Annotated in this window: 21 protein-coding genes; 15 read left to right on the top strand and 6 right to left on the bottom strand. The window is 71.7% G+C overall.

The window, feature by feature from the left end; all coding sequences use genetic code 11:
• Positions 1-6 precede the first annotated feature (6 nt).
• Both BMX97_RS10675 and BMX97_RS10670 read right to left on the bottom strand, forming a co-directional pair.
• Positions 7-3,144, bottom strand: coding sequence for a multidrug efflux RND transporter permease subunit (locus tag BMX97_RS10675; protein WP_091749210.1), 3,138 nt, complete (start codon positions 3,142-3,144; stop codon positions 7-9).
• A 30-nt stretch (positions 3,145-3,174) separates the two neighbouring features.
• Positions 3,175-4,323 (bottom strand): efflux RND transporter periplasmic adaptor subunit, encoded by a 1,149-nt coding sequence (locus BMX97_RS10670; protein ID WP_091749207.1) that lies wholly within the window; start codon positions 4,321-4,323, stop codon positions 3,175-3,177.
• Between the two features lie 74 nt (positions 4,324-4,397).
• Between BMX97_RS10670 and BMX97_RS10665 the strand changes: the two genes are divergently transcribed.
• Positions 4,398-4,931, top strand: a complete 534-nt coding sequence (locus BMX97_RS10665) for a TetR/AcrR family transcriptional regulator (RefSeq protein WP_060850140.1) — start codon at positions 4,398-4,400, stop codon at positions 4,929-4,931.
• 120 nt (positions 4,932-5,051) lie between these two features.
• Positions 5,052-5,258 carry a hypothetical protein gene (locus tag BMX97_RS10660; RefSeq protein ID WP_091749205.1) on the top strand — a complete coding sequence of 69 codons (207 nt, stop codon included), beginning with the start codon at positions 5,052-5,054 and terminating at the stop codon, positions 5,256-5,258.
• A 159-nt stretch (positions 5,259-5,417) separates the two neighbouring features.
• Here the strand turns inward: BMX97_RS10660 and BMX97_RS10655 are convergent, their stop codons facing one another.
• Positions 5,418-7,436, bottom strand: coding sequence for a protein meaA (locus BMX97_RS10655; protein ID WP_091749203.1), 2,019 nt, complete (start codon positions 7,434-7,436; stop codon positions 5,418-5,420).
• 194 nt (positions 7,437-7,630) lie between these two features.
• Between BMX97_RS10655 and ccrA the strand changes: the two genes are divergently transcribed.
• The 4 genes from ccrA to BMX97_RS10635 all read left to right on the top strand — a co-directional run bounded on the left by ccrA (position 7,631) and on the right by BMX97_RS10635 (position 11,737).
• The gene (gene ccrA, locus BMX97_RS10650) at positions 7,631-8,941 is read left to right on the top strand and encodes a crotonyl-CoA carboxylase/reductase (protein ID WP_091749200.1); all 1,311 of its coding nucleotides are present in this window, start codon (positions 7,631-7,633) and stop codon (positions 8,939-8,941) included.
• 122 nt (positions 8,942-9,063) lie between these two features.
• Positions 9,064-9,666, top strand: a complete 603-nt coding sequence (gene leuD, locus BMX97_RS10645) for a 3-isopropylmalate dehydratase small subunit (RefSeq protein ID WP_091749196.1) — start codon at positions 9,064-9,066, stop codon at positions 9,664-9,666.
• Positions 9,667-10,071: 405 nt separating this feature from the next.
• Complete coding sequence (locus tag BMX97_RS10640; protein ID WP_091749193.1) at positions 10,072-11,271, top strand: lytic murein transglycosylase; 1,200 nt, start codon at positions 10,072-10,074, stop codon at positions 11,269-11,271.
• Positions 11,272-11,359: 88 nt separating this feature from the next.
• Complete coding sequence (locus BMX97_RS10635; protein WP_060849923.1) at positions 11,360-11,737, top strand: hypothetical protein; 378 nt, start codon at positions 11,360-11,362, stop codon at positions 11,735-11,737.
• 3 nt (positions 11,738-11,740) lie between these two features.
• Here the strand turns inward: BMX97_RS10635 and BMX97_RS10630 are convergent, their stop codons facing one another.
• Complete coding sequence (locus BMX97_RS10630; protein WP_091749190.1) at positions 11,741-12,604, bottom strand: S49 family peptidase; 864 nt, start codon at positions 12,602-12,604, stop codon at positions 11,741-11,743.
• Between the two features lie 284 nt (positions 12,605-12,888).
• Here BMX97_RS10630 and BMX97_RS10625 point away from each other — a divergent pair, with 284 nt between their 5' ends.
• Positions 12,889-13,221 (top strand): hypothetical protein, encoded by a 333-nt coding sequence (locus BMX97_RS10625; protein WP_244538374.1) that lies wholly within the window; start codon positions 12,889-12,891, stop codon positions 13,219-13,221.
• Positions 13,222-13,815: 594 nt separating this feature from the next.
• Complete coding sequence (locus BMX97_RS10620; protein WP_091749187.1) at positions 13,816-14,955, top strand: HD domain-containing phosphohydrolase; 1,140 nt, start codon at positions 13,816-13,818, stop codon at positions 14,953-14,955.
• A gap of 4 nt (positions 14,956-14,959) precedes the next feature.
• Here BMX97_RS10620 and BMX97_RS10615 read toward each other — a convergent pair whose 3' ends face one another.
• Complete coding sequence (locus BMX97_RS10615) at positions 14,960-15,886, bottom strand: LysR family transcriptional regulator (RefSeq protein WP_091749912.1); 927 nt, start codon at positions 15,884-15,886, stop codon at positions 14,960-14,962.
• 185 nt (positions 15,887-16,071) lie between these two features.
• Here BMX97_RS10615 and BMX97_RS10610 point away from each other — a divergent pair, with 185 nt between their 5' ends.
• From BMX97_RS10610 to BMX97_RS10600, 3 genes are all read left to right on the top strand, one after another.
• Complete coding sequence (locus tag BMX97_RS10610) at positions 16,072-16,977, top strand: hypothetical protein (RefSeq protein WP_091749184.1); 906 nt, start codon at positions 16,072-16,074, stop codon at positions 16,975-16,977.
• A gap of 5 nt (positions 16,978-16,982) precedes the next feature.
• On the top strand, positions 16,983-17,843 hold the full coding sequence (locus BMX97_RS10605) for a phosphoribulokinase (RefSeq protein WP_091749181.1): 861 nt from the start codon (positions 16,983-16,985) through the stop codon (positions 17,841-17,843).
• Positions 17,844-17,947: 104 nt separating this feature from the next.
• Positions 17,948-19,165 carry a sensor histidine kinase gene (locus BMX97_RS10600; RefSeq protein WP_091749178.1) on the top strand — a complete coding sequence of 406 codons (1,218 nt, stop codon included), beginning with the start codon at positions 17,948-17,950 and terminating at the stop codon, positions 19,163-19,165.
• A 98-nt stretch (positions 19,166-19,263) separates the two neighbouring features.
• Here BMX97_RS10600 and BMX97_RS10595 read toward each other — a convergent pair whose 3' ends face one another.
• Entirely contained in the window at positions 19,264-20,796 is a 1,533-nt protein-coding gene (locus tag BMX97_RS10595) for a sensor histidine kinase (RefSeq protein WP_091749175.1), read from the bottom strand.
• Positions 20,797-21,043: 247 nt separating this feature from the next.
• On the opposite strand from BMX97_RS10595, the gene BMX97_RS10590 reads away from it, so the two are divergent.
• The 4 genes from BMX97_RS10590 to pyrF are packed head-to-tail and all read left to right on the top strand — an operon-like array spanning position 21,044 to position 25,212.
• Complete coding sequence (locus tag BMX97_RS10590) at positions 21,044-21,499, top strand: (2Fe-2S)-binding protein (RefSeq protein WP_060849916.1); 456 nt, start codon at positions 21,044-21,046, stop codon at positions 21,497-21,499.
• Positions 21,500-21,512: 13 nt separating this feature from the next.
• The gene (locus BMX97_RS10585; protein ID WP_091749172.1) at positions 21,513-23,717 is read left to right on the top strand and encodes a xanthine dehydrogenase family protein molybdopterin-binding subunit; all 2,205 of its coding nucleotides are present in this window, start codon (positions 21,513-21,515) and stop codon (positions 23,715-23,717) included.
• 40 nt (positions 23,718-23,757) lie between these two features.
• Positions 23,758-24,444, top strand: a complete 687-nt coding sequence (locus BMX97_RS10580) for a uracil-DNA glycosylase family protein (protein WP_091749910.1) — start codon at positions 23,758-23,760, stop codon at positions 24,442-24,444.
• Between the two features lie 57 nt (positions 24,445-24,501).
• Complete coding sequence (gene pyrF, locus BMX97_RS10575; protein ID WP_091749169.1) at positions 24,502-25,212, top strand: orotidine-5'-phosphate decarboxylase; 711 nt, start codon at positions 24,502-24,504, stop codon at positions 25,210-25,212.
• The last annotated feature ends 16 nt before the right edge of the window (positions 25,213-25,228 follow it).

The raw sequence follows: 25,228 nt of genomic DNA, 5'->3' as shown, positions 1-25,228 counted from the left end.
GGCCGCTCACCCGACCTCGGCGCGGACAGGCGCGGCGGGGGCCGCCGCGGTCCGGCGGCGGCGCAGGCCGGAGGCGATCAGCACGTAGAAGAGCGGGGTCGCGAACACCGCCAGCACCGTGGCGGTGATCATCCCGCCGAGCACGCCGGTGCCGATCGCCCGCTGGCTGTTCATGCTGGCCCCCGTGGCGATCGCGAGCGGCACGACGCCGAGGATGAAGGCGAAGGAGGTCATCACGATCGGCCGGAAGCGCAAGCCGCAGGCCTCGAGCGCCGCCTCGCGCACCGGCCGGCCCTGCGCCACCAGGTCCTTGGCCACCTCGATGATCAGGATCGCGTTCTTGGCGGTGAGGCCGATCACCGTGATCAGCCCGACCTTGAAGTAGACGTCGTTCGGCATGTCCCGGGCCAGCATGGCGAAGACCGCCCCGACCACGCCGGTCGGCACCACGAGCAGGACGGCGAGCGGGATCGACCAGCTCTCGTAGAGCGCCGCCAGGCACAGGAAGACGCAGAACAGCGCCAGCGCCAGGAGGTAGACGGCCTGCGAGCCCGACAGCTTCTCCTGCAGCGACTGCCCGGTCCAGGCGTAGTCGAAGCCGGGGGGAAGCCGGGCGGCCAGGCGCTCCATCTCGGCCATCGCGTCGCCGCTGGCGAAGCCCGGCGCGGCGCTGCCGGAGATCTTGATGCTCGGATAGCCGTTGAAGCCGACGACCTGCGACGGCCCCATCGTCCAGGAGACCCGGGCGAAGGAGCGCAGCGGCACCATCTGGCCGGCGGCGTTGCGCACGAAGAGGTCGAGCAGGTCCTCCGCCTTCATCCGGGCGGCGGCCTCGGCCTGCACGATCACCCGCTGCATCCGGGACTGGTTGGGGAAGTCGTTGACGTAGGCCGAGCCGAGGCTCGTCGAGAGCGCGTCGTTGACGTCCGCGAAGGTCACGCCCAGCGCGCTGGCCTTCTGCCGGTCGAGGAGAAGCTCGATCTGCGGCGCCGTCGGCAGGCCCTCGACGTAGATTCCGGCCAGCACCGGGCTCCGGCTCGCCGCGGCGAGGAGCTGGTCGCGGGCGGCGGCGAGCGCCGCGTAGCCCTGCTGCGCCTTGTCCTGGAGGCGGAACGAGAAGCCGCTCGAATTGCCGAGCGCCTCGATCGCCGGGGGCGAGAGCGACATGGCGACGGCGTCGGGCAGGCCGCCCAGCACGGCGTTCGCCCGCGCGCTCACCGCCTCGGCGCCGTCGTTCGGGCCGCGCTCGGCCCAGTCCTTGAGCGTGACGAAGGCGATGGCGGCGTTCTGGCCCTGGCCCGAGAAGCCGAAGCCGAGGAGCGTGGTGCGGCCCGCCACCGCCGGCTCGGCGGCGAAATGCGCCTCGATCCGCTCGACCACGTCGCGGGTGCGGGCGGTGGCCGCCTCCGGCGGGGTCTGGGCGTCGACGATGACGTAGCCCTGGTCCTCGACCGGCAGGAAGCTCGACGGCATCCGGGCGTAGCCCCAGCCCAGGGCCGCCACCAGGGCAGCGTAGACGAGGAGCGCGCGCACGGGCCGGCGCAGCATCCCGGAAACACCGGCCCGGTAGGCGAGCGTGCCGGCCCGGAAGCGGCGGTTGAACCAGCCGAAGAAGCCGGTGCCCGCGTGGCCGTGGCCGGGGGCGACGGGCTTGAGGAGCGTGGCGCAGAGCGCCGGCGTCAGCGAGAGCGCCAGGAAGGCCGAGAACGCGATCGAGGTCGCCATGCTGACCGCGAATTGCCGGTAGATCACCCCGACCGAGCCGGGAAAGAACGCGAGCGGCACGAACACCGCCACCAGCACCGAGGTGATGCCGACGATCGCCCCGGTGATCTGGCCCATCGCCTTGGCGGTGGCCTCCTTCGGGGGCAGGCCCTCCTCGGCCATGATCCGCTCGACGTTCTCCACCACCACGATCGCGTCGTCGACCAGGATGCCGATCGCCAGCACCATGCCGAACATCGTCAGCACGTTGATCGAGAAGCCGGCCATGAGCAGCGCGCCGCAGGTGCCGGCGAGCGCCACCGGCACCACGATCGTCGGGATGATCGTGTAGCGGATGTTCTGGAGAAAGAGGAACATCACCGCGAAGACGAGGGCCATCGCCTCGGCGAGCGTCATCAAGACCTTCTTGATCGAGACCTCGACGAAGGGCGTGGTGTCGTAGGGCACGGTGACGCTGACATTCGCCGGCAGCGTCCGTTGCAGCTGGGCGATCTTCGCCTTGACGCCGGTGGCGGCGGCGAGCGCGTTGCCGCCGGGCGCGAGCTGGATGCCGATGCCGGCGGCCGGGCGGCCGTCCTGGCGGGTCTGCATCGCGTAGGACTGGGCGCCGAGGCTCACCTCGGCGACGTCGCGCAGGCGCACCAGCGAGCCGTCCGGGTTGGCCCGGAGCACGATCTCCTCGAACTCGGCGATGCCGGTGAGCTGGCCCTTCACCAGCACGCTCGCGGCGATGCGCTGGTCGTCCCGGGCCGGCTGGGCGCCGACGAGGCCGGAGGCGACCTGGGCGTTCTGCGCCCCCACCGCGGCCGTCACGTCGGCGGGCGTCAGGTTGAAGCCGACGAGCTTTGCCGGATCGATCCAGATCCGCAGGGCCTTCTCGGACGAGAACAGGGTGGCGCGCCCGACCCCCGGCACCCGGCGCAGCTCGCCCAGCAGGCGGCGCGCGGCGAGGTCGCCGAGATCGCTCTCGCTCAAGGCGCCGTCGCGGGAGGTCACCACGACGAATTGCAGGAAGCTGGTGCTCGCCTCCTCGACGATCACGCCCTGTTGGGCCACCGCACGGGGCAGCCGCGCCTCGACCCGCTTGATCCGGTTCTGCACCGCGACGGTCGCCTTCGCCGGGTCCGAGCCCGGCGCGAACGAGGCCATGATCTGGGCCTGGCCCGAGGTGTCGCTGGTCGATTCGAAGTACATCAGCCCCGGGATGCCGTTCAGCTCCTCCTCGACGATCCGGGTGACGCCGTCGTAGAGCCGCTCGGGCGGGGCGCCCGGATACGTCGCCGTCACCTGGATCGTGACCGGGGCGACGTCCGGGTATTGCGACACCGGCAGGAACGCGATCGCGATCGCGCCCACCAGCATGATGAAGATCGAGATCGCCCAGGCGAAGATCGGGCGCGTGATGAAGAAGCGGGTCATGGCCGGTCCTCGTCCCGTGGGATCGTGTCGTCAGGGCTTCGCGGCAGCGGTGCGCGCGCCCGGCCAGGGCAGCGGGTTCACCGCCAGGCCGGGCTGGATCTTCTGGAAGCCCTCGACCACGACGGTCTCGGCCGGCCGCAGGCCGTCCTCGACGATCCAGCCGGACTCGGTGAGCGCGCCGACCCGCACCGGCCTCAGGGCGGCCGTCCGGTCGGGGCCGACGACGTAGACCTGGGGCACGCCCGCGCTCGAGCGCTGGATCGCCTGGGCCGGCACCACGACGGCGCCGGCCGCCATCCCCTGCGCCAGGCGTACCCGGACATAGGTGCCCGGCAGGAGCGCGACGGCCGGGTTCGGGAAGGTCGCCCGTAGGGAGACCTGCCCGGTGCCGGGATCGACGCTCACGTCGGTGAACAGCAGCCGCCCGGCATCGCCGTGGAGCGACCCGTCGGGCATCACCAGCCGCACCTCCGGGCCGTCCCGGCCGGCCGCCCGCTCGGCGAGGAGGCCGGCCTCGGAGGCCGCGGCGTTGAAGTCGGCGAAGATCGGGTCGACCTGCTGGATCAGCGCCAGCTTTGTCGCCTCGCCCTGGCTGACGAGGGCGCCCTCGGTGACGAGGGCCCGGCCGATGCGGCCGTCGATCGGCGCGCGCACGGTGGCGAAGTCGAGATCGATCCGGGCGCGGGCGAGCAGGGCCCGGGCGCTCGCCACGTCGGCCTCGGCCTGGCGCAGGGTCGCGGTGGCGATGTCGGCCTGCGCGGTGCTGGCGGCCTGCCTCTCCACCAGCGTCTCGGTGCGCTCCGATTGCCGCAGCGCCTGGATCCGGGTCGCCTCGGCGCGGGCGAGGGCGGCGGCCTTCGCGTCGACCTCGGCGCGGTAGACCGAGGGGTCGATGCGAAACAGCACGTCGCCCTTGCGCACGAGGCTCCCCTCCGCGAAGGCCCGCTCCTGGATGATGCCGGCGACCTGGGCCCGGACCTCGGCGACGCGGGTCGGCACGAGGCGCCCCGGCAGATCGACGAGGCGCGGCACGGTCGCCGCCTCGGCCCGCGCCACGGAGACGTCCGGTGCCGGTGCCGCGGCGGCCGACCGATCCTCGGAGGCGGGCTTGCAGGCGGCCGCGGACAGGCAGACTAGGGCGAGCGGCAGGAGCCGGGAGTTTCGGCGCGGGGACGGCATCTGACCTCCGGTCGGTTGCGCGATGCGAGGCCCGCGTTTAAATCCATACGTATGGATTGAAAAGGGGGTTCGGAATGGGGCGACCGCGCACGATCGACCGGGACAAGGTGCTGGAGGCCGCCGAGGCGATCGTGCTGCGCGACGGCGCGGCGGCCCTGACCTTCGAGGCGGTCGCCAAGGCCTCGGGCATCACCAAGGGCGGCCTGCAATACTGCTTCGGCACCAAGGACGACCTGATCGCGGCGATCGTCGAGCGCTGGATGACGGCGCTCGACGCCGAGCTCGCCCAGAGCCTGCCGTCGGGGGCCGACACCCTGGAGCAGACCCGCCACTACATCGCCGCGGCCGGCCGGATCGACGAGGTCGCCCAGACCCGGATGGTCGGCATGCTGGTGACGCTGCTGCAATCGCCCGAGCACCTCCGGCGCGTCCGCGACTGGTATGCCGGCTGGATCGCGAAGTTCGATCCCGCCTGCGACGCCGAGCGCCGCGCCCGCACCGCGTTCTTCGCCGCCGAGGGCGCGTTCTTCCTGCGCAGCCTCGGCCTCGTGGCGATGGACGGGGCGGCCTGGGACGCGGTGTTCGCCGACATCCTGACGCTGCGCTGAAATCCCTTTCGTCCCGCGGCGCGCGAAAACGCCGGTTGCGGGCGAGCGCGCTTGCGCTGGATCAAGGCCCCCTCCCCGGGCGCGGCCATCATGGGCGGCGATCCACGAGGAGGAACCGCGATGACGACGGCCGTGACCAGCGCGAGCGTGACCGGACACCCCGCCCTGAACCCGGCGAGGCGCGAGGCGTCCCCGCCCACCGCCCCCCGGGCCGCGGCGCCCGTCGCGGACATCTCGCGCTACCGCACCATCGACAGCCCGCTCGCCCTCGGCCTCGCCGCGGCGGCGTCGGTGGTGGTCACGGTCCTGATGCGGGTCGTTCTCTGACGGCCGTCACCCGGGCCGGGTGCCCGCACAACTGTTCCATGCACGACCTCATCCTGAGGTGTCAGTCGATCGAGGATCGACTGACCTCGAAGGAGGCCTCCAGGGGGCGCACCGATCCCTGGAGGCCGTGTCGGGGAAGGCGGATCCTGCGTCCCGCCGTCAGAACACCTCCTCGCGCCGCGGCTCCGCGGCTTCCGCGTCGCGGCGGGCAATCGCGCGCTCGACCACCTTGGCGAGGCCGACCATGATCGTGTCGAGGGCGTAGTCCTTCGGGGTGTAGACCGCCGCGACCCCCATGTTCTTCAGCACCAGCTCGTCCTCCGACGAGATGATGCCGCCGACGACGACCGGGATATGGTCGAGGCCTTCCTGGCGCAGCAGCGCCCGGACCTCGCGCACCAGCGGGACGTGGGAGCCCGACAGGATCGACAGGCCGATGATGTGGGCGTTGCGCTCGCGCGCCTTGGCGACGATCTCGGCCGGGGTCTGGCGGATGCCGTCGTAGGTCACGTCGAAGCCGACGTCGCGGGCGCGCAGCGCGATCTGCTCGGCGCCGTTCGAGTGGCCGTCGAGGCCGGGCTTGCCGACGACGAGCTTGGGCGCCTCGCCGAGTCGCTCGCCGAGATCGGCAACGAGGAGGCGCGCCTCCTCGGCGGCCCCGGAGGTCGCGGTCTCGGGCGTCACGCCGGTCGGCGCGCGGTACTCGCCGAAGACCTGGCGCAGGCGCTCGCCCCACTCGCCGGTGGTGACGCCGGCCTTGGCGCAGGCGATCGAGGCCGGCATCACGTTGCGGCCCTCGCGGGAGGCGGCCTCGAGCTCGTCGAGGGCCGCCGCGACCGCGGCGGCGTCGCGCTGGCTGCGCCAGGCCTTGATGCGGCTCTGGGCCTCCATCTCGACCGTCTCGGAGACCGTGAAGATCGAGCCGTCGCCCGAGGTGAGCGGCGAGGGCTCGCCGTTCTGGAACTTGTTGACGCCGACCACGACCTGCTCGCCGCGCTCGATCGCGGCGATGCGCCTCGCGTTCGATTCGACCAGCGCCCGCTTCATCAGGCCGGTCTCGATCGCGGTCACGGCGCCGCCGAGCGCGCCGATCCGGGCGAGCTCGGCCCGGGTCTCGGTCTTCAGCGCCTCGACCTTGGCGTCGATGGCGACCGAGCCGTCGAAGATGTCGTCGTATTCCAGCAGGTCGGTCTCGAAGGCGAGGATCTGCTGCATCCGCATCGACCATTGCTGGTCCCAGGGGCGCGGCAGGCCGAGCGCCTCGTTCCAGGCCGGCAGCTGCACGGCACGGGCGCGGGCGCGCTTCGAGAGGGTGACGGCGAGCATCTCGATCAGGATGCGGTGGACGTTGTTCTCGGGCTGCTGCTCGGTGAGCCCGAGCGAGTTCACCTGGACACCGTAGCGGAAGATGCGCTTTCTCTCGTCGGTGATGCCGTAGCGGTCGCGGGTGATCTCGTCCCAGAGATCGCTGAAGGCCCGCATCTTGCAGATCTCGGTGACGAACCGCATGCCCGCATTGACGAAGAACGAGATCCGCCCGACCACGTCGGAAAAGCTCGCCTCGTCGAAATCGGGATCGTCCCGCACCGTGTCGAGCACCGCGATGGCGACCGCCAGCGCATAGGAGAGCTCCTGGACCGGCGTCGCCCCGGCCTCCTGCAGGTGGTACGAGCAGACGTTCATCGGGTTCCACTTCGGAACCTGGCTCGTCGTGAACAGGATCACGTCCTTGGTCAGCCTGAGCGAGGGCCCCGGCGGGAAGACGTAGGTGCCCCGCGACAGGTATTCCTTGATGATGTCGTTCTGGGTCGTGCCCTGCAGCGCCGAGAACGGGGCGCCCTGCTCCTCGGCCACCGCGAGGTACAGCGCCAGCAGCCACGGGGCCGTGGCGTTGATGGTCATCGAGGTGTTCATCTGGGCGAGCGGGATGTCCTGGAACAGGGTCCGCATGTCGCCGAGATGCGCGATGGAGACGCCGACCTTGCCGACCTCGCCGCGGGCGAGCTCGTGGTCGGGGTCGTAGCCGGTCTGGGTCGGCAGGTCGAAGGCGACCGAGAGGCCGGTCTGCCCCTTGGCGAGGTTGCCGCGGTAGAGCGCGTTCGATTCCGCGGCCGTGGAATGGCCCGCATAGGTGCGGATGATCCACGGCTTGTCGCGCTTGACCTCCGGTTCGCCCATTTCCGCCCTCGCCCTCGTTGACCGGCCCGGTGGGCGGTGCCCACTCGCGCCCGGATGGTAGACACGCCCGGGTCGACCGTCACCCTTGACCTAAGGCCGACAAGTCGCACCGATCGCCAAAAGGGCTATTGGAGGCCCCTTAGAACACCGCTAGGATCCACGGTGCACTGCAATATTTCAAGGGAGGGACCACGATGGCAGCGAGCGCCGCTCTGGATCCGGTGTCGAAGGGTGGGTCCCCGAAGGGCGGGACCGAGATCAAGGATCTCTACGAGATCGGCGAGATCCCGCCGCTGGGTCACGTCCCGTCCAAGATGTATGCCTGGGCGATCCGGCGCGAACGGCACGGACCGCCGGAAGACTCGATGCAGATCGAGGTCCTGCCGACCTGGTCGATCGGCGACGACGAGGTGCTCGTCCTCGTGATGGCCGCGGGCGTCAACTACAACGGCGTCTGGGCGGGCCTCGGCGAGCCGATCTCGCCGTTCGACGTCCACAAGGCCGATTTCCACGTCGCCGGCTCGGACGCCTCGGGCATCGTCTGGGCGGTCGGCGCCAAGGTGAAGCGCTGGAAGGTCGGCGACGAGGTCATCGTTCACTGCAACCAGGACGACGGCGACGACGAGGAGTGCAACGGCGGCGACCCGATGTTCTCGTCGACCCAGCGCATCTGGGGCTACGAGACCCCGGACGGGTCCTTCGGCCAGTTCTGCCGGGTGCAGTCGCGCCAGCTGATGAAGCGGCCCAAGCACCTGACCTGGGAGGAGAGCGCCTGCTACACGCTCACCCTCGCCACGGCCTACCGGATGCTGTTCGGCCACGCGCCCCACACCATCCGTCCGGGCCAGAACGTGCTGATCTGGGGCGCGTCGGGCGGCCTCGGCGTGTTCGGCGTGCAGCTCTGCGCGGCGGCCGGCGCCAACGCCATCGCGGTCATCTCCGACGAGTCGAAGCGCGACTACGTCATGAGCCTGGGCGCCAAGGGCGTCATCAACCGCAAGGACTTCAACTGCTGGGGCCAGCTGCCCAAGGTCAACTCGCCCGAGTTCAACGAGTGGACCAAGGAAGCCCGCAAGTTCGGCAAGGCGATCTGGGACATCACCGGCAAGGGCAACGACGTCGACATCGTATTCGAGCACCCGGGCGAGGCGACCTTCCCGGTCTCGGCACTGGTGGTGAAGCGCGGCGGCATGGTGGTGTTCTGCGCCGGCACGACCGGCTTCAACATCACCTTCGACGCCCGCTACGTCTGGATGCGCCAGAAGCGCATCCAGGGCTCGCACTTCGCCCACCTGAAGCAGGCGGCGGCCGCCAACCAGTTCGTCATCGACCGCCGGGTCGATCCCTGCATGAGCGAGCTCTTCCCCTGGGACAAGATCCCGGAGGCCCACACCAAGATGTGGAAGAACCAGCACGCGCCCGGCAACATGGCGGTGCTGGTGAACTCGCCGCGTCCGGGGCTCAGGACCTTCGACGACGTGCTGGAGCTGTCGGGGTCGCGCTGAGCGCGACCCGCTCGCGGTGACGCGGCACGCGCTTCCCGCCGCACCGGCGAGTTGCTAGAACACCTCCGAACTGGCGCCGCGCGGGTCCTTCCCGCGCGGCACGCATCTCGGACGAAGACACAATGGACAAGTTCACCGTTCTCGAGGGCGTCGCGGCGCCGCTGCCGATCGTCAACGTCGACACCGACCGCATCATCCCCAAGCAGTACCTCAAGACGATCAAGCGCACCGGCCTCGGCAAGGGCCTCTTTTCCGAGATGCGCTACCGCGACGACGGCTCCGAGAACCCGGACTTCGTCCTCAACCAGCCGGCCTACCGCAACGCCAAGATCCTGGTGGCGGGCGACAATTTCGGCTGCGGCTCCTCGCGCGAGCATGCGCCGTGGGCGCTGGCCGATTTCGGCATCCGCTGCATCATCTCGACGAGCTTTGCCGACATCTTCTTCAACAACAGCGCCAAGAACGGCATCCTGCTGATCACGGTGTCGCCCGAGGACCTGGAAAAGCTCCTCGACGACGCGAATCGCGGCGCCAACGCGACGCTGACGATCGACCTGGAGAACCAGATCATCAAGGGGCCGGACGGCGGCACCCTGCATTTCGACATCGATCCGGGCCGCAAGCACAACCTCATCAACGGTCTCGACGACATCGGCCTGACCCTCGAGAAGGCCGCCTCGATCGACGCCTACGAGCAGAAACTCGCCGAGCGCCCCTGGGCCTGAGAGCGTGGTTGATCGTCTGATGCGGCACTAAAGGGTATTTTTCCTCTCGCCCACGACCTCATCCTGAGGTGTCAGTCCATCGCAGATGGACTGACCTCGAAGGAGGGCTCCAGTCACCCCTGCGCGAACTGGAGGCCTTCCTTCGAGGCCAGTCGATTTGCAATCGACCAACACCTCGGGATGAGGTTGTGGGTGGGTTGGGACCTTCCGCTCACGTCAAGCCGGCACCGACGGAGCAAGACGCCTTTCCGGGCATGATGCTCTCCGACAAAAATAATCCCGCCGGGCCGATGGGCCGTTCGCCGCGGCGGATCTCCCGTCGGTCGCCGAGTTCGTCAGGTTTTCCTTAACCCTGATGACGCCCTATTCCGGTGCTTGGATCGGCGAAACGGGAGAGATTTCTGCATGACGCGGCGCGCGACCCTCAAGGCCGCCACCCTGCTCTGCCTCGCCGGCCTCGGCCTGCCCCAGGCAGCGCTGGCGGATTTCCGTTCCTGCCTCGCCGGAATCGGCCAGGAGGCCGCGGCGGCCGGCGTGTCGCCGGCGGCGTTCCAGGCCGCCACCGCCGGGATCAGCTTCGACGACAAGGTCATCGAGCTGTCCCAGGCCCAGCCCGAGTTCAAGACGCCGATCTGGGACTACATGGCCGCCCTCGTCGACGACGAGCGGGTCGATGACGGCCGCGCCGCCATGCGCCAGCACGCCAGCGCCCTGACGCTGGCCGAGTCGCGCTACGGCGTCGACCGCTACACCATCGCGGCGGTGTGGGGCGTCGAGTCGAATTTCGGCAAGAACCTCGGCAAGATGCCGCTGGTCCAGTCGCTGGCGACGCTCGCCTGCGGCGGCACCCGCCGGCGCGACTTCTTCAAGGGCGAGCTGATCGCCACCCTCAAGATCATCGCCCGGGGCGACATCGCGCCCGAGCGCCTGACCGGCTCTTGGGCCGGGGCCTTCGGCCAGACCCAGTTCATGCCGACGACCTATCACCGCCTCGCCGTCGACCTCGACGGCGACGGGCGGCGCGACGTGGTCGATTCGGTACCGGACGCGGTCGGCTCCACCGCCAACTTCCTGCGCGTCGCCAAGTGGCACAACGGCCAGCCCTGGGGCTACGAGGTGCGGCTGCCGCCGGGCTTCAACGTCGCGGCGGCGGGCCGCAAGAACAAGAAGCCGGTGGGGCACTGGGCCTCGCTCGGCGTCACCCGCCTCGACGGCCGGCCGCTCTCGGCCGAGGGGCCGGTCGGCATCCTGGCGCCCGCCGGCGCCACCGGCCCGGCCTTCCTGGTGACCAAGAACTTCGACGCGATCTACTCCTACAACGCCGCCGAGTCCTACGGGCTCGCCATCGCGGTCCTGTCGGACCGCCTGCGCGGCAAGGCCGGCGTGCAGACCGCCTGGCCGACCGACGACCCGCCCCTGTCGCGCGCCGAGCGCCGCAGCCTCCAGAGCGCGCTCGCCTCCCGCGGCTACGACGTCGGCGAGCCGGACGGCAAGGTCGGCGCCAAGACCCGCGAGGCGATCAAGGACGTCGAGCGGCGCCTGGGCATGCCGCAGACCGGCCGTCCCGGCGCCAAGGTGCTCGAGGCGCTCCTGCGCGGCAACTGAGGATCCCGTCGCGCCGGGTTGCCAAGGCGGCCCGGCGCGACATCTGGAGCCTCACGCCCGAACCACCGCGTGGGAGCAGGCTTCGACCATGCGCAGCCTGTTCGTCCTCGTCAGCATCGTGGTCGCCCTCGGCTTCGTGGTCACCGGGCTGATCAACGGCCTCGACGACCGGGCGCTCGCCCGCAGCGAGCGCGAGGCGCAGATCCGGGTCGGGGCCGCCGTGGCCGCCACCGCCCGCCGGCTCGGGCTGCCGCCGGACTGGGTCGCTTATTGCCGGGCCGAGACCCGGCGCAAGCTCGCCGCCTACCCGAAGGACGGCTCGATCCCCTTCGGTCTGCGCTACTCCACCGCCGACACCGACGAGGTCGAGCGGGCGATCCGCGAGCGCGAGACCTACGAGCGGCAGGACCAGATCCTGTGCCTGACGCAGCTGCCGGCGAGCCTGCGGGAGCCGGCGGCGCCTTGATCCCTAAAGCCCGTAACGGGCGAAGGCGGCGCGCTCGTCCAGGGTGGCGAGCATGCCCTCGATCGCCGCGATTCCGACCGCGCCCGGCTCGCGCCGGCGCAGCAACCGCGAGAGGAGGCCGCCGCGGGCCTGCTCGACCACCGGCAGCCGCACCGTGTCGCCGAAGCGGCTCCGCAGCACCGAGCGCACGTCGCCGTGGCCGTCGACGAGGCCGAGCGCCAGGCCCTGGCGCCCGGTCCAGACCGCACCGGAAAACAGCTCGTCGGGATCGCCCGACAGGGCCGGGCGGCGGCTGCGCACGAGATCGGTGAACATCGCCTGCACGTCGGCCTGGATGGTCTTGAGCCGGGCGACGTCGTCGGGGTTCTCGGGCCGGAACGGGTCGAGCATCGCCTTGGCCTTGCCGGCGGTGTGGACCCGGCGCTCGACGCCCAGGCGCTCGATCAGGCCGGTGAAGCCGAAACCCGCCGAGACCACCCCGATCGAGCCGACGAGGGAAGCCGGATCGCAGAAGATCTCGTCGGCTGCGCAGGCGATCATGTAGCCGCCCGAGGCCGCGACGTCCTCGACGAAGGCCAGGACCGGCACCTCGGCCTCTGCAGCGAGCGCGCGGATGCGCCGGAAGATCAGGTGCGACTGCGCCGCCGAGCCGCCGGGCGAGTTGATCACGATCGCCACCGCCCGGATGCCCTTCATGCCGAAGGCCCGCTCGAGCGCCGGCGCACAGGCGCCCAGGGACAGGCCGGCCCGCAGCGGCGAGACCGCCCCGATGGCGCCGCTCAGGCGCACCACCGGCACCACCGGATGGCGGCGCGCCCACCGCTCGGGCAGGAGGGCGCGCAGGGCGTCGAAGGGCCGGAACGGCATGGGCGCGGGGATCTCCGAGGGGATGCCCGACAGGTACGCGGGCCGCCCCGTCCCGGCAAGCGAGCGCCGGTGCCGCAGGGGATGCGGGGCGTCCCGTCCGGTCCTCACGTTTGCGGGATGCGTCGATTGAAGCGGGGCCGTCGCGATCTAGTTGTCCGGGAAGCGCCCCTCGGTCGTCGGGCGGGCGCCCCGCCGCGGATCCGGCGGGCCTTCTCTGTCTCGTTGTCCAGTCGCAGACGGGGCGCCGGCGATGAGCGTCGCGCCGCCCGAGGGAGACCGACATCATGCGCGCCCTACGATGGATCGGCCTGGTCCTGACCCTTCTGGTCGCCGGGATCGGGCTCGGCACCAGCCGCAGCTCCGCCGCCGCCCTGCCGATCGCCGGCGCCCTCGCCGCGGAGGCCGCCCCCGCCGCGCCGCTGGTCGGCAAGGCGTATTACTACCGCCGCCACTACCGCTACCGCCCGTATCGCCGCTACTACGGCTATCGGCCCTACCGGCGCTACTATTACCGGCCGTACTACCGGCGCGCCTATCGCCCGTATTACCGCCGCTACTATCGTCCCTATTACCGGCCGCATTACCGCCGGATCTACGGCCCGCGCTTCTACTTCTAGGGCTCTCACGATCGCGCTGCGATCGCGAAACTCTCCAAGTATTTGTTTTGCCGCGTTTTCCACGACGAACCGGTACCCGCTTCGTCGGGAAATGCTCTCACATCCGATCCGCCGGCCGGGACGATCCCGGCCGGTGGGCTCGCCGTCGGGATCGAGCCGCATCACGGGCGGGCGACTCGCAGCAGAGCGACCCGCTCCGACAGACTCCGTACCGTGCCGCGGCACCCGCTGGCCGCCGACGCATGTCTTGCGGCGGCATGACGGTCCGGAAGACACGGCCCCGCCGCAGGATCATCACGAGACGAGATCCGCCCGCTGTCCCGGCGAAGTGCCGGCAGATCGTTCGATCGAGCCTCGCGTCGCTCGCCGGCAGCATGGCTGCATTGTTCGTTCCGGATGCGCCGACGATAGAAATGCCGGCATAACCGTGACGACCAAATCCGATGCGACCCGTTTACTCACGGTTAAGTGGCGAAATCCAAGATGCCGCGCCAGGGAGATCGAATCCTGGTTTCGCACATGGGCAGCCGCGAGGGCTTCCCACGCCGCGGGGTCGGCCGAAGGTCGAACGCTGTGCGCCGCGGGAGAAGGCAGATGGACGTACTCGTCATCGACGACAGCCAGACGGTGCTCCTGCGGCTGAAGCATCTCCTGGAGCACGACCAGCAGGTCTACGTCTCCGCCATCGACAACCCGCTCTCGGCCCTCGACGAGGCGCGGATGCGCGCCTTCGACCTCGTCCTCGTCGACTACAACATGCCCGAGATGGACGGCATCGCGGTGATCCGCCACCTGCGGGCGATCGAGCACTACGCCCAGGTGCCGATCGTGATGATCACCAGCGAGGTCAACGACCGGACCCGGCTCGCCGCCCTGGACGCGGGGGCGACCGACTTCCTCGACAAGCGCATGGGCCGGGTCGAGATGAAGGTGCGGATGCGCAACGTCGTGCGCCTGGCCACCGCGGTGCGCCGGCTCGACGACCAGGCGTCGTGGCTCGCCGGCGAGGTCGAGAAGGCGGTGCGGGTCCTGCGCGAGCGGGAGGCCGAGATCATCTTCCGCCTGTCGCTCGCGGTCGAGTACCGCGACAACGACACCGGCGACCACACCTGGCGGGTCGCCCGCTACAGCCAGATCATGGCCGAGGCCCTGGGGCTCGACGCGGACCTGTGCCGGCGGGTCTACCTCGCGGCCCCGCTCCACGACGTCGGCAAGGTGGCGATCCCGGACGGCGTGCTGCTCAAGCCCGGCCGCCTCGACGCGGAGGAGTTCGCCCTGATCCGCACCCATGCGGAGATCGGCAAGCGCATCCTGGGCGGCAGCCACTGCGCGCTGATCGGGCTCGCGGCCGAGATCGCGGAATCCCACCACGAGCGCTGGGACGGCGTCGGCTATCCCCGCGGGCTGTCCGGCGAGGCGATCCCGCTCGCCGCCCGCATCGTCGCCGTGGCGGACGTGTTCGACGCGCTGACCACCGAGCGGCCCTACAAGCGGGCGATGCCGCTGCCGGAGGCCCGCGCCTGCATCGAGGCCGAGAGCGGCCGCCACTTCGACCCGGCCTGCGTCGCGGCCTTCCTGTCGCGCTGGGACGACATCGTGGCGGTCGGCGCCTCCGCCTCGGCGCGCCTGCGCGACCTGCCGGCCCTGACCGAGCCCTGGGCCCGGGTGCCGGCCCTGCTCCGCGAGGTGCCCGCCGACCTCCCGCCGGAGCCGGTCCGGGGCGAGGCGGCCTGATCCGCTATCGGGCCGCGCCCGGCAGCTCCGGCAGCCAGGCGGCCCCCTCCTCCACCAGGAAGTCCCAGAAGGCCTGGCCGGCGGGGCTCAGCACCTTGTCGGCCCGCCGGACCGCGAACCAGTCGCGCCGGATCGGCAGGCCCTCGACGTCGAGGAGCACGAGGCGGCCGGCCGCCACCTCCATCGCCACCGTGTGGCCGGAGATGAGCGCGATCCCGAGGCCCGCCATCACGGTCTGCTTGATGGTCTCGTTCGAGCCGTTGTCGATGCCGATCGGCGCGCGCCGCACCAGCAGCCCGGCCATGAACTCCTCGAACACCGTGCGGGTGCCCGAGCCGTATTCCCGCACCAGGAACGGCTCCTCGGCCAGTTCCTCGCGGGTCACGCCGCGGCGCGCCGCCAGGCGGTGGCCGGGCGGGGCGATCACCACCAGGGGGTGGGGGCCGAAGGCCTCGGCGGTGATCGGGAAGTCCCGCGGCGGCCGGCCCATCAGCGCGAGGTCGACGCGGTAGTCGCGCAGGGTCTCGACGGTGGCGCCGCGATTGCCGACCACGAGGTCGATCTCGACCCCCGGATGGGCCCGGGCGAAGCCGCCGACGATGCTCGGCGCGAAGTATTTCGCGGTCGAGACCACGCCGAGGGAGACCTTGCCGCCGCGCCCGCCGCGCAGGGCCCGCAGCCGCTCGGCGCAGGTGTCGAGCACGGTGCCGATGCTGTCGGTGGCCCAGAGCAGCTCGCGGCCGGCATCGGTCGGCTTGAGGCCCGCATGGGTGCGGTCGAACAGGAGCAGGCCGATCTCGTCCTCGAGGCCCTTGATCCGCGCCGTCAGGGCGGCCGGGGTGACGTTCAGCTCCTGCGCCGCCCGCGTCATGGTGCCGAGCCGCGCGATCGCCGCGACGGCATGAAGCTGCTTGAGCGAGAGGTTGCGTATGCGGTCCTGCGCCATCCGCTCCTCGGCCGGCGATCGGTGGAAGGATCCGTTCGACATCGCGGCGGAGTTCCGCGCATCCCGTACTTCGGGACGGGGTGACGGCGCTACCCCCGGGCGCCTAAGCTGGCGGCCAGCGGAGACGGATGACGCCCCCGAGAGGCACCGACAAGGCTCGGAGACAGGACATGCTTCTGAGCGCCCGCACCGAGGCGACGACGCCGCGCCGGCCGCCGGCCGTCGGCCCGGTGATCGCCGCCCTCGCGGCCGCCGCCGCGGCGACCGCCGCCGTCCTCGCGGCCGCGCTCCCGGGCAGCCCAGAGGGCGTGGCCCGGCGCCTGTTCGCGGAGGCGCTGCGCGAGGCCGACGTCGCGGCGATCGCCTGGCCCGACCGGGAGGAGCCCGAGCCGCGCCGGCGTGATGCCGCCCTCGTCCTCGCGCTCGACCCCCTCGAAGGGGCCGACGATCTCGACGGCGGCATGCCGGCGGGCACGATCTTCTCGCTGCGCCCGGCCGGCGCAGACCCGGCTTGCGCCTTCCAGGCGCCCGGCCGCACGCAGGTGGCCGCGGGCTTCGTCACCTACGGGCCGCGCACCCTGCTGACCCTCACCGACGGAACCGCGACCACGACCCGGATCCTCGACCCGCAGAGCGGCGCCTTCCGGCCGCCGGTCTCCCTGCGCGTCCGGGAGACGAGCCCCCGGGGCGGGCCCGACGCCCCGCGCCGGAGCGAGGCCGCCCCGGTCGGCTGGACCTCGCTGATGGCCTCGCTCTCGGCGGGCGCGCAGCGGGTGCTGACCCATGGCGGACTGCATCTGCGCCCGGCCGACATGGACCACGACCGGGATGCCGGCGGCGTGCGCCTCGTCCACGCCGCCGCCCCGGTCGCCCTGGCGATCGAGGCGGCCGGCGGCACCGCCAGCGACGGGCGCGGCCGGGCGATCCTCGACCTCGCCACCGACGACCTGCAGCGGCGCACGCCGCTCGCCGTCGGCTCGCCCCGGGAGGTGGCGGGCCTGCTGCGCCGGCTCGATGCCGACCGCGACGCCGGGGGCTCGCCGCTCTTCGCCCCCCGCGGCCTGCTGCGGGCCTGACCGGCGTGTCGGCCCTCCACCCCATCGTGTCGGTGACCGGCTCGTCCGGCTCCGGCACCACCTCGGTGCGCAACACCTTCGAGCAGATCTTCCGCCGCGAGGGCGTCGTGGCGGCCTTCATCGAGGGCGACGCCTTCCACGCCTTCGACCGGGCGCAGATGCGCGAGGCGATGGCCCGCGAGCCGACCCTGAGTCATTTCGGCGAGCGGGCGAACCTGCTCCCCGAGCTCGAGGCGGTCTTTCGCGAGTACGGCGCGACCGGCCGCGGCCGCACCCGGCACTACCTGCACGATGCCGAGGACGCCGCCCGCTTCGGGGGCGAGCCCGGCACCTTCACGCCCTGGGAGGCGTTCGCCGAGGGATCGGAGCTCCTGTTCTACGAGGGCCTGCACGGGGCGCTCGTCAGCGACACGCTCGACATCGCCGCGCATGCCGACCTGAAGATCGGCGTGGTGCCGGTGATCAACCTCGAATGGATCCAGAAGCTCCACCGCGACAAGGCCGCCCGGGGCTACTCGACCGAGGCGGTGACCGACGTGATCCTGCGGCGGATGCCCGACTACGTCACCACCATCTGCCCGCAATTCACCAACACCGACATCAACTTCCAGCGCATCCCGACGGTCGACACCTCGAATCCCTTCATCGCCCGCTGGATCCCGACCGCCGACGAGTCGATGGTGGTGATCCGCTTCCGCGACCCCAAGGGCATCGACTTCCCCTACCTGATCTCGATGATCGCCGGCAGCTTCATGTCGCGGGCGAACTCGGTGGTGATCCCCGGCGGCAAGCTCGACCTGGCGATGCAGCTGATCCTCACCCCGATGATCCTCAGGCTGGTGGAGCGCCGGCGCCGGCTGCTCTGAGGCCCCCTGGGCCTCGGCTTGTGCTCCGGTCAGGATGGCGTAAGAGTCCGGCCGTCCGACGTGTTTTTCGGGTAAGGCACCCCGAGTTGCGAGAGTCCCGGCGTATGGCGAGTGACGGGTCGAGCCGTGAGGCGCACGAAGCCGGGAGCGGCCGGGCGGAGTTGCCGTACCGGCTGCGGCAGCAGGCGCTGATGGGCGCCTTCGCCCGCATGGCGCTCCAGACCCGGGACCTCGACGCGCTGCTGCAGCGCGCCAGCGAGCTCTGCGCCGAGGGCCTCGCCGCCCCGTGCTGCCAGGTGCTGGAATATCGCGCCCGCGACCATGCCTTCGTCATCCGCGCCTGCACCGGCCTGCCGGCGGCCCTCGTCGGCACCGACCTCTCGGCCGCCGACGAGGCGACGCCGGCGGCCTATGCCTACCGCACCGGGGCGGGCGTGCTCGCCAACGGCATCCCGGTCGGAGCGGGCGGGCCGCAGGGCGAGGCGCGCTTCCACCTGCCGGGCGCGCTCGCGCCCGCCGGCACCCGCCACGCGGTCAACGTGCCGATCGCGCTCGGCGACGAGAGCCGGCGCGCCTACGGCGTGCTCGAGGCCTGGGGAAGCGAGGGGCACGGCTTCGACCGCGCCGACCAGGAATTCCTCGCCGGCTTCGCCGGGCTGATCGGCATCGCGGTCGAACGCCACCAGGGCGATGCGCGCCTGCGCGACGCCCTCGACCATCAGGTCGAGCTCACCCGGGAGATGAGCCACCGGGTCAAGAACAGCCTCGGCGTCGTGGCCGGCCTGCTGCGGCTCCAGGCCCGCGATGCCGGCACCGATGCGGTCCGCCACGCCCTCGAGGATGCCGGGACCCGCATCGCCACCGTGGCGGAGGTGCACGACCATCTCTGGCGCGGCCTGCACCAGCTCGGCATGGTCGACCTCGCGGCGTTCCTGCGCGAGCTGGTGGCCAAGCTCCAGGGCGAGGCGCCGGGCCACGCCCTGACCTGCGAGGCCGAGTCGAAGGTGATCAGCGCCGACCAGGCGATCCCGATCGGGCTCGTGGTGAGCGAGCTGGTGAGCAACGCGGTCAAGTACGCCTACCCGCGGGGGACCGGGCCGGTGCGGGTGAGCCTCGGCGTCCGGGAGGACGGGCTGCACCTGGCCGTGCGCGACGAGGGCGTCGGCCTGCCGCCGGGCTTCGACGTGTCGATGCGCCAGCCGACCCTCGGCCTCAAGATCATCTGCAGCCTGATCCGCCAGCTCGACGGCCGGCTCGCCACCGATTCCGGCGGGCCCGGGGCGCATTTCGTGCTCGACATCCCGCTGGCCCCGACGGCCTGACGGCTCCCGCCGCAGCGTCGCCTCCGCCCGACGCGGCACGCCGGCAGCGTGGCCCGGAGATCCGACCGCAATCGTCCCGGGACGCCCGCGCGGAGGCGTCACGCCGCCCGCGATGACCGCAGTGGTGCGGCCGGCTCGGCCATGGCCGGCAGCGCGTCCATCACGCGGGCCGCCGGGAAGGTCACGATGACCTCGGTGCCCTCCCGCGGCTGCGACTTCAGCTGGAAGCCGCCGCCATGCAGGTCGACGAGGCCCTTGACGATCGGCAGGCCGAGGCCCGAGCCCTGCTCGGCAGTCTTGATCGCCAGCGACCCGCGCCCGAAGGACGACATCACGGTCGGGATCTCGTCCTCGGGGATGCCCGGCCCGGTATCCTTCACGCTGACATACTGGCCGCCCGAGGAGGTCCAGCCGACCTTGATCACGATCTCGCCGCCGGGCGGGGTGAACTTGATGGCGTTCGACAGGACGTTGAGGACGATCTGGCGCAAGGCCCGCTCGTCGGCCCAGAGCCGCGGCAGCGACGGATCGATCATCTCGCGGAAGGTCTGGTTCTTGGCCCGGGCCCGCAGCGCCATCATGTGCCGGCCCTCTTCGACCACGTAGGCGAGTTGCAGGGCCTCCTCGTTCAATTCGTAGCGCCCCGCCTCGATGCGCGACAGGTCGAGGATCTCGTTGATGAGGTTGAGGAGGTGCAGGCCGCTGTCGTGGATGTCGGTCGAGTATTCCTTGTAGGAGGCGGCCGCGTGGGGGCCGAACACCTCGTTCTTCATCACCTCCGAGAAGCCCAGGATGGCGTTGAGCGGCGTGCGCAGCTCGTGGCTCATCGTGGCGAGGAAGCGCGACTTGGCGAGGTTGGCCTCCTCCGCCCGCCGCCGCGCCTCGTCGGAATTGGCCTTGGCCTGCTCCAGCTCGCCGAAGATCGCGTCCTTCTCGGCCCGCGATTGCAGCGCCGAGACGGTCGAGGCGTGCAGGTGGTTCGACAGGAACAGGAAGAACAGCTGCGCGCAGACCGCCATGCCGACGAGCAGGACGGTCTCGACCTCGCGCGACAGCGCCAGCAGGGTGGCGGTGGCGGCGCAGAGCGGCAGGAGCCCCGCATAGGCCGCGAGCGGCACCGTAGCGGCCAGCATCGTGGTGACGGCGGCGACGATGACCAGCACCACCATCACGTAGGTGCGGGCATTCGCGGCGTCGACCTGGAGCGGCACCAGCACCAGGAGCGCCCAGACGGCGCTCTGGGCGAGTTCGCCGACGATCACCCGGCGCCGCGAGATCCGGAGCGAGAGCCCGTCGGGATCCTGCCGCAGGAAGGAGCGCGACAGGACGGTGTTGACCGCGATCGCCGCGATCGCCGCCGCGCACCAGGCGCTGCTCAGGAGGATCGGGGCCCAGAACGCCGAGGCCGCCGCGACCAGACAGGCGAGCGTCACCAGGGGCAGGAAGGCGCCGCGCCGGTACTGGGCGTAGACGCGCAGCAACTCGTAGTCGAAGGCGCGCTCGAGCCCGATCGACGAGGTCAGCCGCTCGCGCGCGGAACGGACGTCGCGCGCGACCTTGCGCCGCCGGGCCGCCTCCTCCGCCGTCGGGCCGCGCCCGCGCTGGACCATTTGCGCCGTGATCTCGGACATTGAGCTCGGGTCGTGCCGCTCCCTCGCCGCCGCGGACCGCCGGCCGGTCCGGGACAAGCTCACCGAAAATCGTTAAGGTCCCCCTGCCGAAACCCCACGAATACGAGCGAACGGACCGTCCCGCCCTGCCGCTGGGACACGCGAGGAGGGGTGCGCTGGCGCACATCGGCCCCGCTTGCGGGCGGTGCAGGAGCGGCCGACACAAGGCAGGCCTGGAACCATTCCAGCCTCTCGTCGGAAGCGCACGATGACGACACTCACCCTCAACGGCCGGACCTACGAGGTCGAGGCCGATCCCGAGATGCCGCTCCTCTGGGCGATCCGCGACCACCTCAACCTGACCGGCACGAAGTACGGCTGCGGCATCGCGCAGTGCGGCGCCTGCACGGTCCACCTCGACGGCCAGCCGGTGCGCGCGTGCCAGACCCGGCTCGGCGATGTCGGCGCGGCGAAGATCACCACCATCGAGGGGATCTCCGGCCCGGTGGCCGAGGCGGTCCGCACCGCCTGGCGCAAGCTCGACGTCGTGCAGTGCGGCTACTGCCAGTCCGGCCAGATGATGTCGGCGATCGGCCTCCTGTCGGACAACAAGGCGCCGTCCGACGCCGACATCGACGCCGCCATGGACGGCAACGTCTGCCGCTGCGGCACCTACCAGCGCATCCGCGCGGCGATCCACGACGCCGCCCGCTCCCTCGCCTGACCGGGACGCCGCCATGCTGAACTCTCGCATTAAGACGCGCGACACCGCCGTCACGTCCCGCCGCTCCTTCCTGCGCGGCTCCGCCACCGCGGCCGGCGCCCTGGTGATCGGGCTCACCCTGGACCCCAAGGGCGCGCGCGCCGCGGGCGGTCCCGACCTGTCGAAGGCGCCGGCCAAGCCCAACGCCTTCGTGCGCATCGCCGCCGACGACACCGTGACGGTGGTGATCAAGCACCTCGACATGGGCCAGGGCAACACGACGGGCCTCGCCACCATCGTGGCGGAAGAGCTCGACGCCGACTGGGGGCAGATGCGTGCGGTCTTCGCCCCCGCCGATGCCAGCCTCTACAACAACCTCGCCTTCGGGCCGATCCAGGGCACCGGCGGCTCGACCGCGGTGGCGAATTCCTGGATCCAGCTGCGCAAGGCGGGCGCCGCCGCCCGCGCCATGCTGGTCGCGGCCGCCAGCGCCGAGTGGGGGGTGCCGGCCGGCGAGATCACGATCGAGAAGGGCGTGATGCGCCACAAGAGCGGCAAGGCGGGCCGGTTCGGCACCTTCGCCGCCAAGGCCGCCGTGCAGCCGGTGCCCGAGAACCCGGTGCTGAAGGATCCCGCCGCCTTCCGGCTGATCGGCACGACGCTGCCGCGGCTCGATTCGAAGGCCAAGACCGACGGAACCGCGCAATACGCCCTCGACGTGCGCCGGCCGGGCCAGCTCACGGCGCTGGTCGCCCGCGCGCCGCGCTTCGGCGCGACGCTGAAGGGCGTGGACGACACCGCCGCCAAGGCGGTGCCGGGCGTGGTCCAGGTCGTGCGCATCCCGAGCGGCGTCGCGGTCGTGGCGCGCGACACCTGGTCGGCGATGAAGGGCCGCGAGGCCCTGACGCTCACCTGGGACGATGCCGGCGCCGAGCGGCAATCGACGGAATCTCAAGCTGCCGCCTACAAGGCCCTGGCCGACAAGCCCGGCCTCGTCGCCTCGCAGCGCGGCGACGCCGCCGGCGCGATCAAGGGCGCCGCCAAGGTGCTGGAGGCGGAGTTCTCCTTCCCCTACCTCGCGCACGCCCCGATGGAGCCCCTCAACGCCACGATCGAGCGGGCGGGCGACGGCTCCTACGACATCTATGCCGGCTCGCAGTTCCAGACGATCGAGCAGGCGGTGGCGGCGGGCATCCTCGGCACCACCGCCGACAAGGTGCGCATCACCACCCTGTGGGCCGGCGGCTCGTTCGGCCGGCGCGCCACGGCCTCGGCCGACTACATCGCCGAGGCCGCCGCGATCCTGAAGGCCACCGGCGAGAAGGCGCCGATCCACCTCGTCTGGACCCGCGAGGACGACATCACCGGCGGCTATTATCGCCCGGCCGCCTATCACCGCATCCGCGCCGGGCTCGACGCCAAGGGGGCGATCACCGGGTGGGAGCACCGCATCGTCGGCAAGTCGATCATCATCGGCACGCCGCTCGAGGCGATGATGGTGAAGGACGGGGTCGACGCCACGACGGTCGAGGGCGCGTCCGACACCCCCTACGCCCTGCCCGCCTACCGGTTCGAGGTCCACAACGCCCGCGAGGGCGTGCCGGTCCTGTGGTGGCGCTCGGTCGGGCACTCCCACACCGCGCAGGCGATGGAGGTGTTCGTCGACGAACTGGCGCACGCCGCCGGCCAGGATCCGGTCGCCTACCGGCTCGGCCTCCTCAAACAGGCGCCGCGGCTCTCCGCCGCGCTGACGCTGGCGGCCGAGAAGGCGGGCTGGAGCGCCCGCGACCAGAAGCCGGGACGGGGCTACGGCGTCGCCGCGCACGAATCCTTCGGCTCCTACGTGGCGATGGTGGCCGACGTGACGGCCGAGGCCGGCAAGGTGAAGGTCAACCGCATCGTCGCGGCGGTCGATGTCGGCGTGGCGGTGAACCCGGACGTCATCCGGGCCCAGGTCGAGGGCGCGGTCGGCTTCGCCCTGTCGTCGGTCCTGCGCAACCGCATCACCTTCAAGGACGGCGAGGTGCAGGAGAAGAACTTCGACACCTACGAGCCGACCCGGATGAGCGAGATGCCGAAGGTCGAGGTCCACATCGTGCCCTCGGCCGCCGCGCCCACCGGCATCGGCGAGCCCGGCGTCCCGGTGCTGGCCCCGGCGATCTCGAACGCGGTCTTCGCCGCCACCGGCCAGCGCCTGCGCTCGCTGCCGCTCGACGTCGCGGGCCTCCGCGGCGTGTGATCGCGCACCACACGTTTAACCCCTGCCCTATATGGTGGGCATGACTTCCAGTTTTGGACCCGAGACGACTTCAGGGTGCGGCGCGAGCCGCACCCTTTTTTCATCCGCGCCGGACTTCGCCGAGACGGCCGCGCGGGTGCGCGCCTGCCGGCTCTGCCGCGAGGCGCCGCGCCACGGCCCGCCGCTTCCCGTCGAGCCGCGGCCGATCGTGCAGGGCACGGCGCGCGCCCGGATCTGCATCGCCAGCCAAGCCCCGGGCAACCGGGCGTTCCAGAGCGGCATCCCGTTCCAGGACCCCTCCGGCAAGCGCCTGCGCGAGTGGCTCGGTCTCGACGAGCCGGCCTTCTACGATCCCGACCTGATCGCGATCGTGCCGATGGGCGCCTGCTTCCCCGGCCACGATTCCAAGGGCGGAGACCTGCCGCCGCGCCGCGAATGCGCCGAGACCTGGCGCGCGCCGCTGCTCGCCGGCCTGCCGAACCTCGAACTGGTGCTGCTGATCGGCCAGTACGCGCAGGCCTGGCATCTCGGCCGCCGGCCCGGCGGCCTCACCGAGACGGTCGCGGGCTGGCGCGAGATCTTTTCCGGGTCTCGACGCCCCCGCCTGCTGCCCCTGCCCCACCCGTCCTGGCGCAACACCCCGTGGCTGAAGAAGCACCCGTGGTTCGAGGCCGAGCTGTTGCCGGTGCTGCGGGCGGAGGTCGCGCGGCTCGCCGGCCGGGGTTGATTCCGGCCCGGACCCGTGATGGGTGCGCACGTTTGTCCCTTGCGTGACGGAGGTCCCGTGCCCGAGCCCATCAGCCCCCGCGACCGCCTGATCGTCGCCCTCGACATGGCCGGCACCGACGAGGCCGAACGCCTGATCGGGCGGATCGGCGACGCGGCGAGCTTCTACAAGATCGGCTACCGCCTCGGCTATGCCGGCGGCCTCGCGCTGGCCGAGCGGCTGGTCCGGGACGGGCACAAGGTCTTCCTCGACCTCAAGCTGCACGACATCGGCAACACCGTCGAGGAGGGCGTGCAGTCGCTCGCCGGGATCGGCGCCACCTTCCTCACCGTGCACGCCTATCCGCAGACCATGCGGGCGGCGGCGGCCGGGCGCGACAAGGCGGGGACGGGCCTGAAGATCCTCGGCGTGACGGTGCTCACTTCCTACGACGACGCGGATGCCCGCGAGGCCGGCTACGCATCGAGCGTGGCCGATCTCGTCGCCGCCCGGGCGGCGGCGGCGGACGCGACCGGCATCGACGGGATCGTCTGCTCGGCGGCGGAAGCGCCGCAGGTCAGGGCGATCCTCGGGCCCGACCGGCTGATCGTCACCCCGGGCATCCGGCCGGCCGGGGCCGAGATCGGCGACCAGAAGCGGGTCGTGACCCCGGCCGAGGCGATGCGGGCCGGGGTGGACCACGTCGTGGTCGGACGGCCCATCACCGGAGCCGCCGACCCTCGCGACGTCGCCCGCCGCATCGTCGACGAGATGGCCGGGGCGCTCTAGAATCCGGGTAACGACA

It is taken from the genome of Methylobacterium sp. ap11 (genome assembly GCF_900110515.1).
Taxonomy (GTDB): Bacteria; Pseudomonadota; Alphaproteobacteria; order Rhizobiales; family Beijerinckiaceae; genus Methylobacterium; species Methylobacterium ajmalii.
This window is presented reverse-complemented; position numbering and strand designations above follow the sequence as displayed.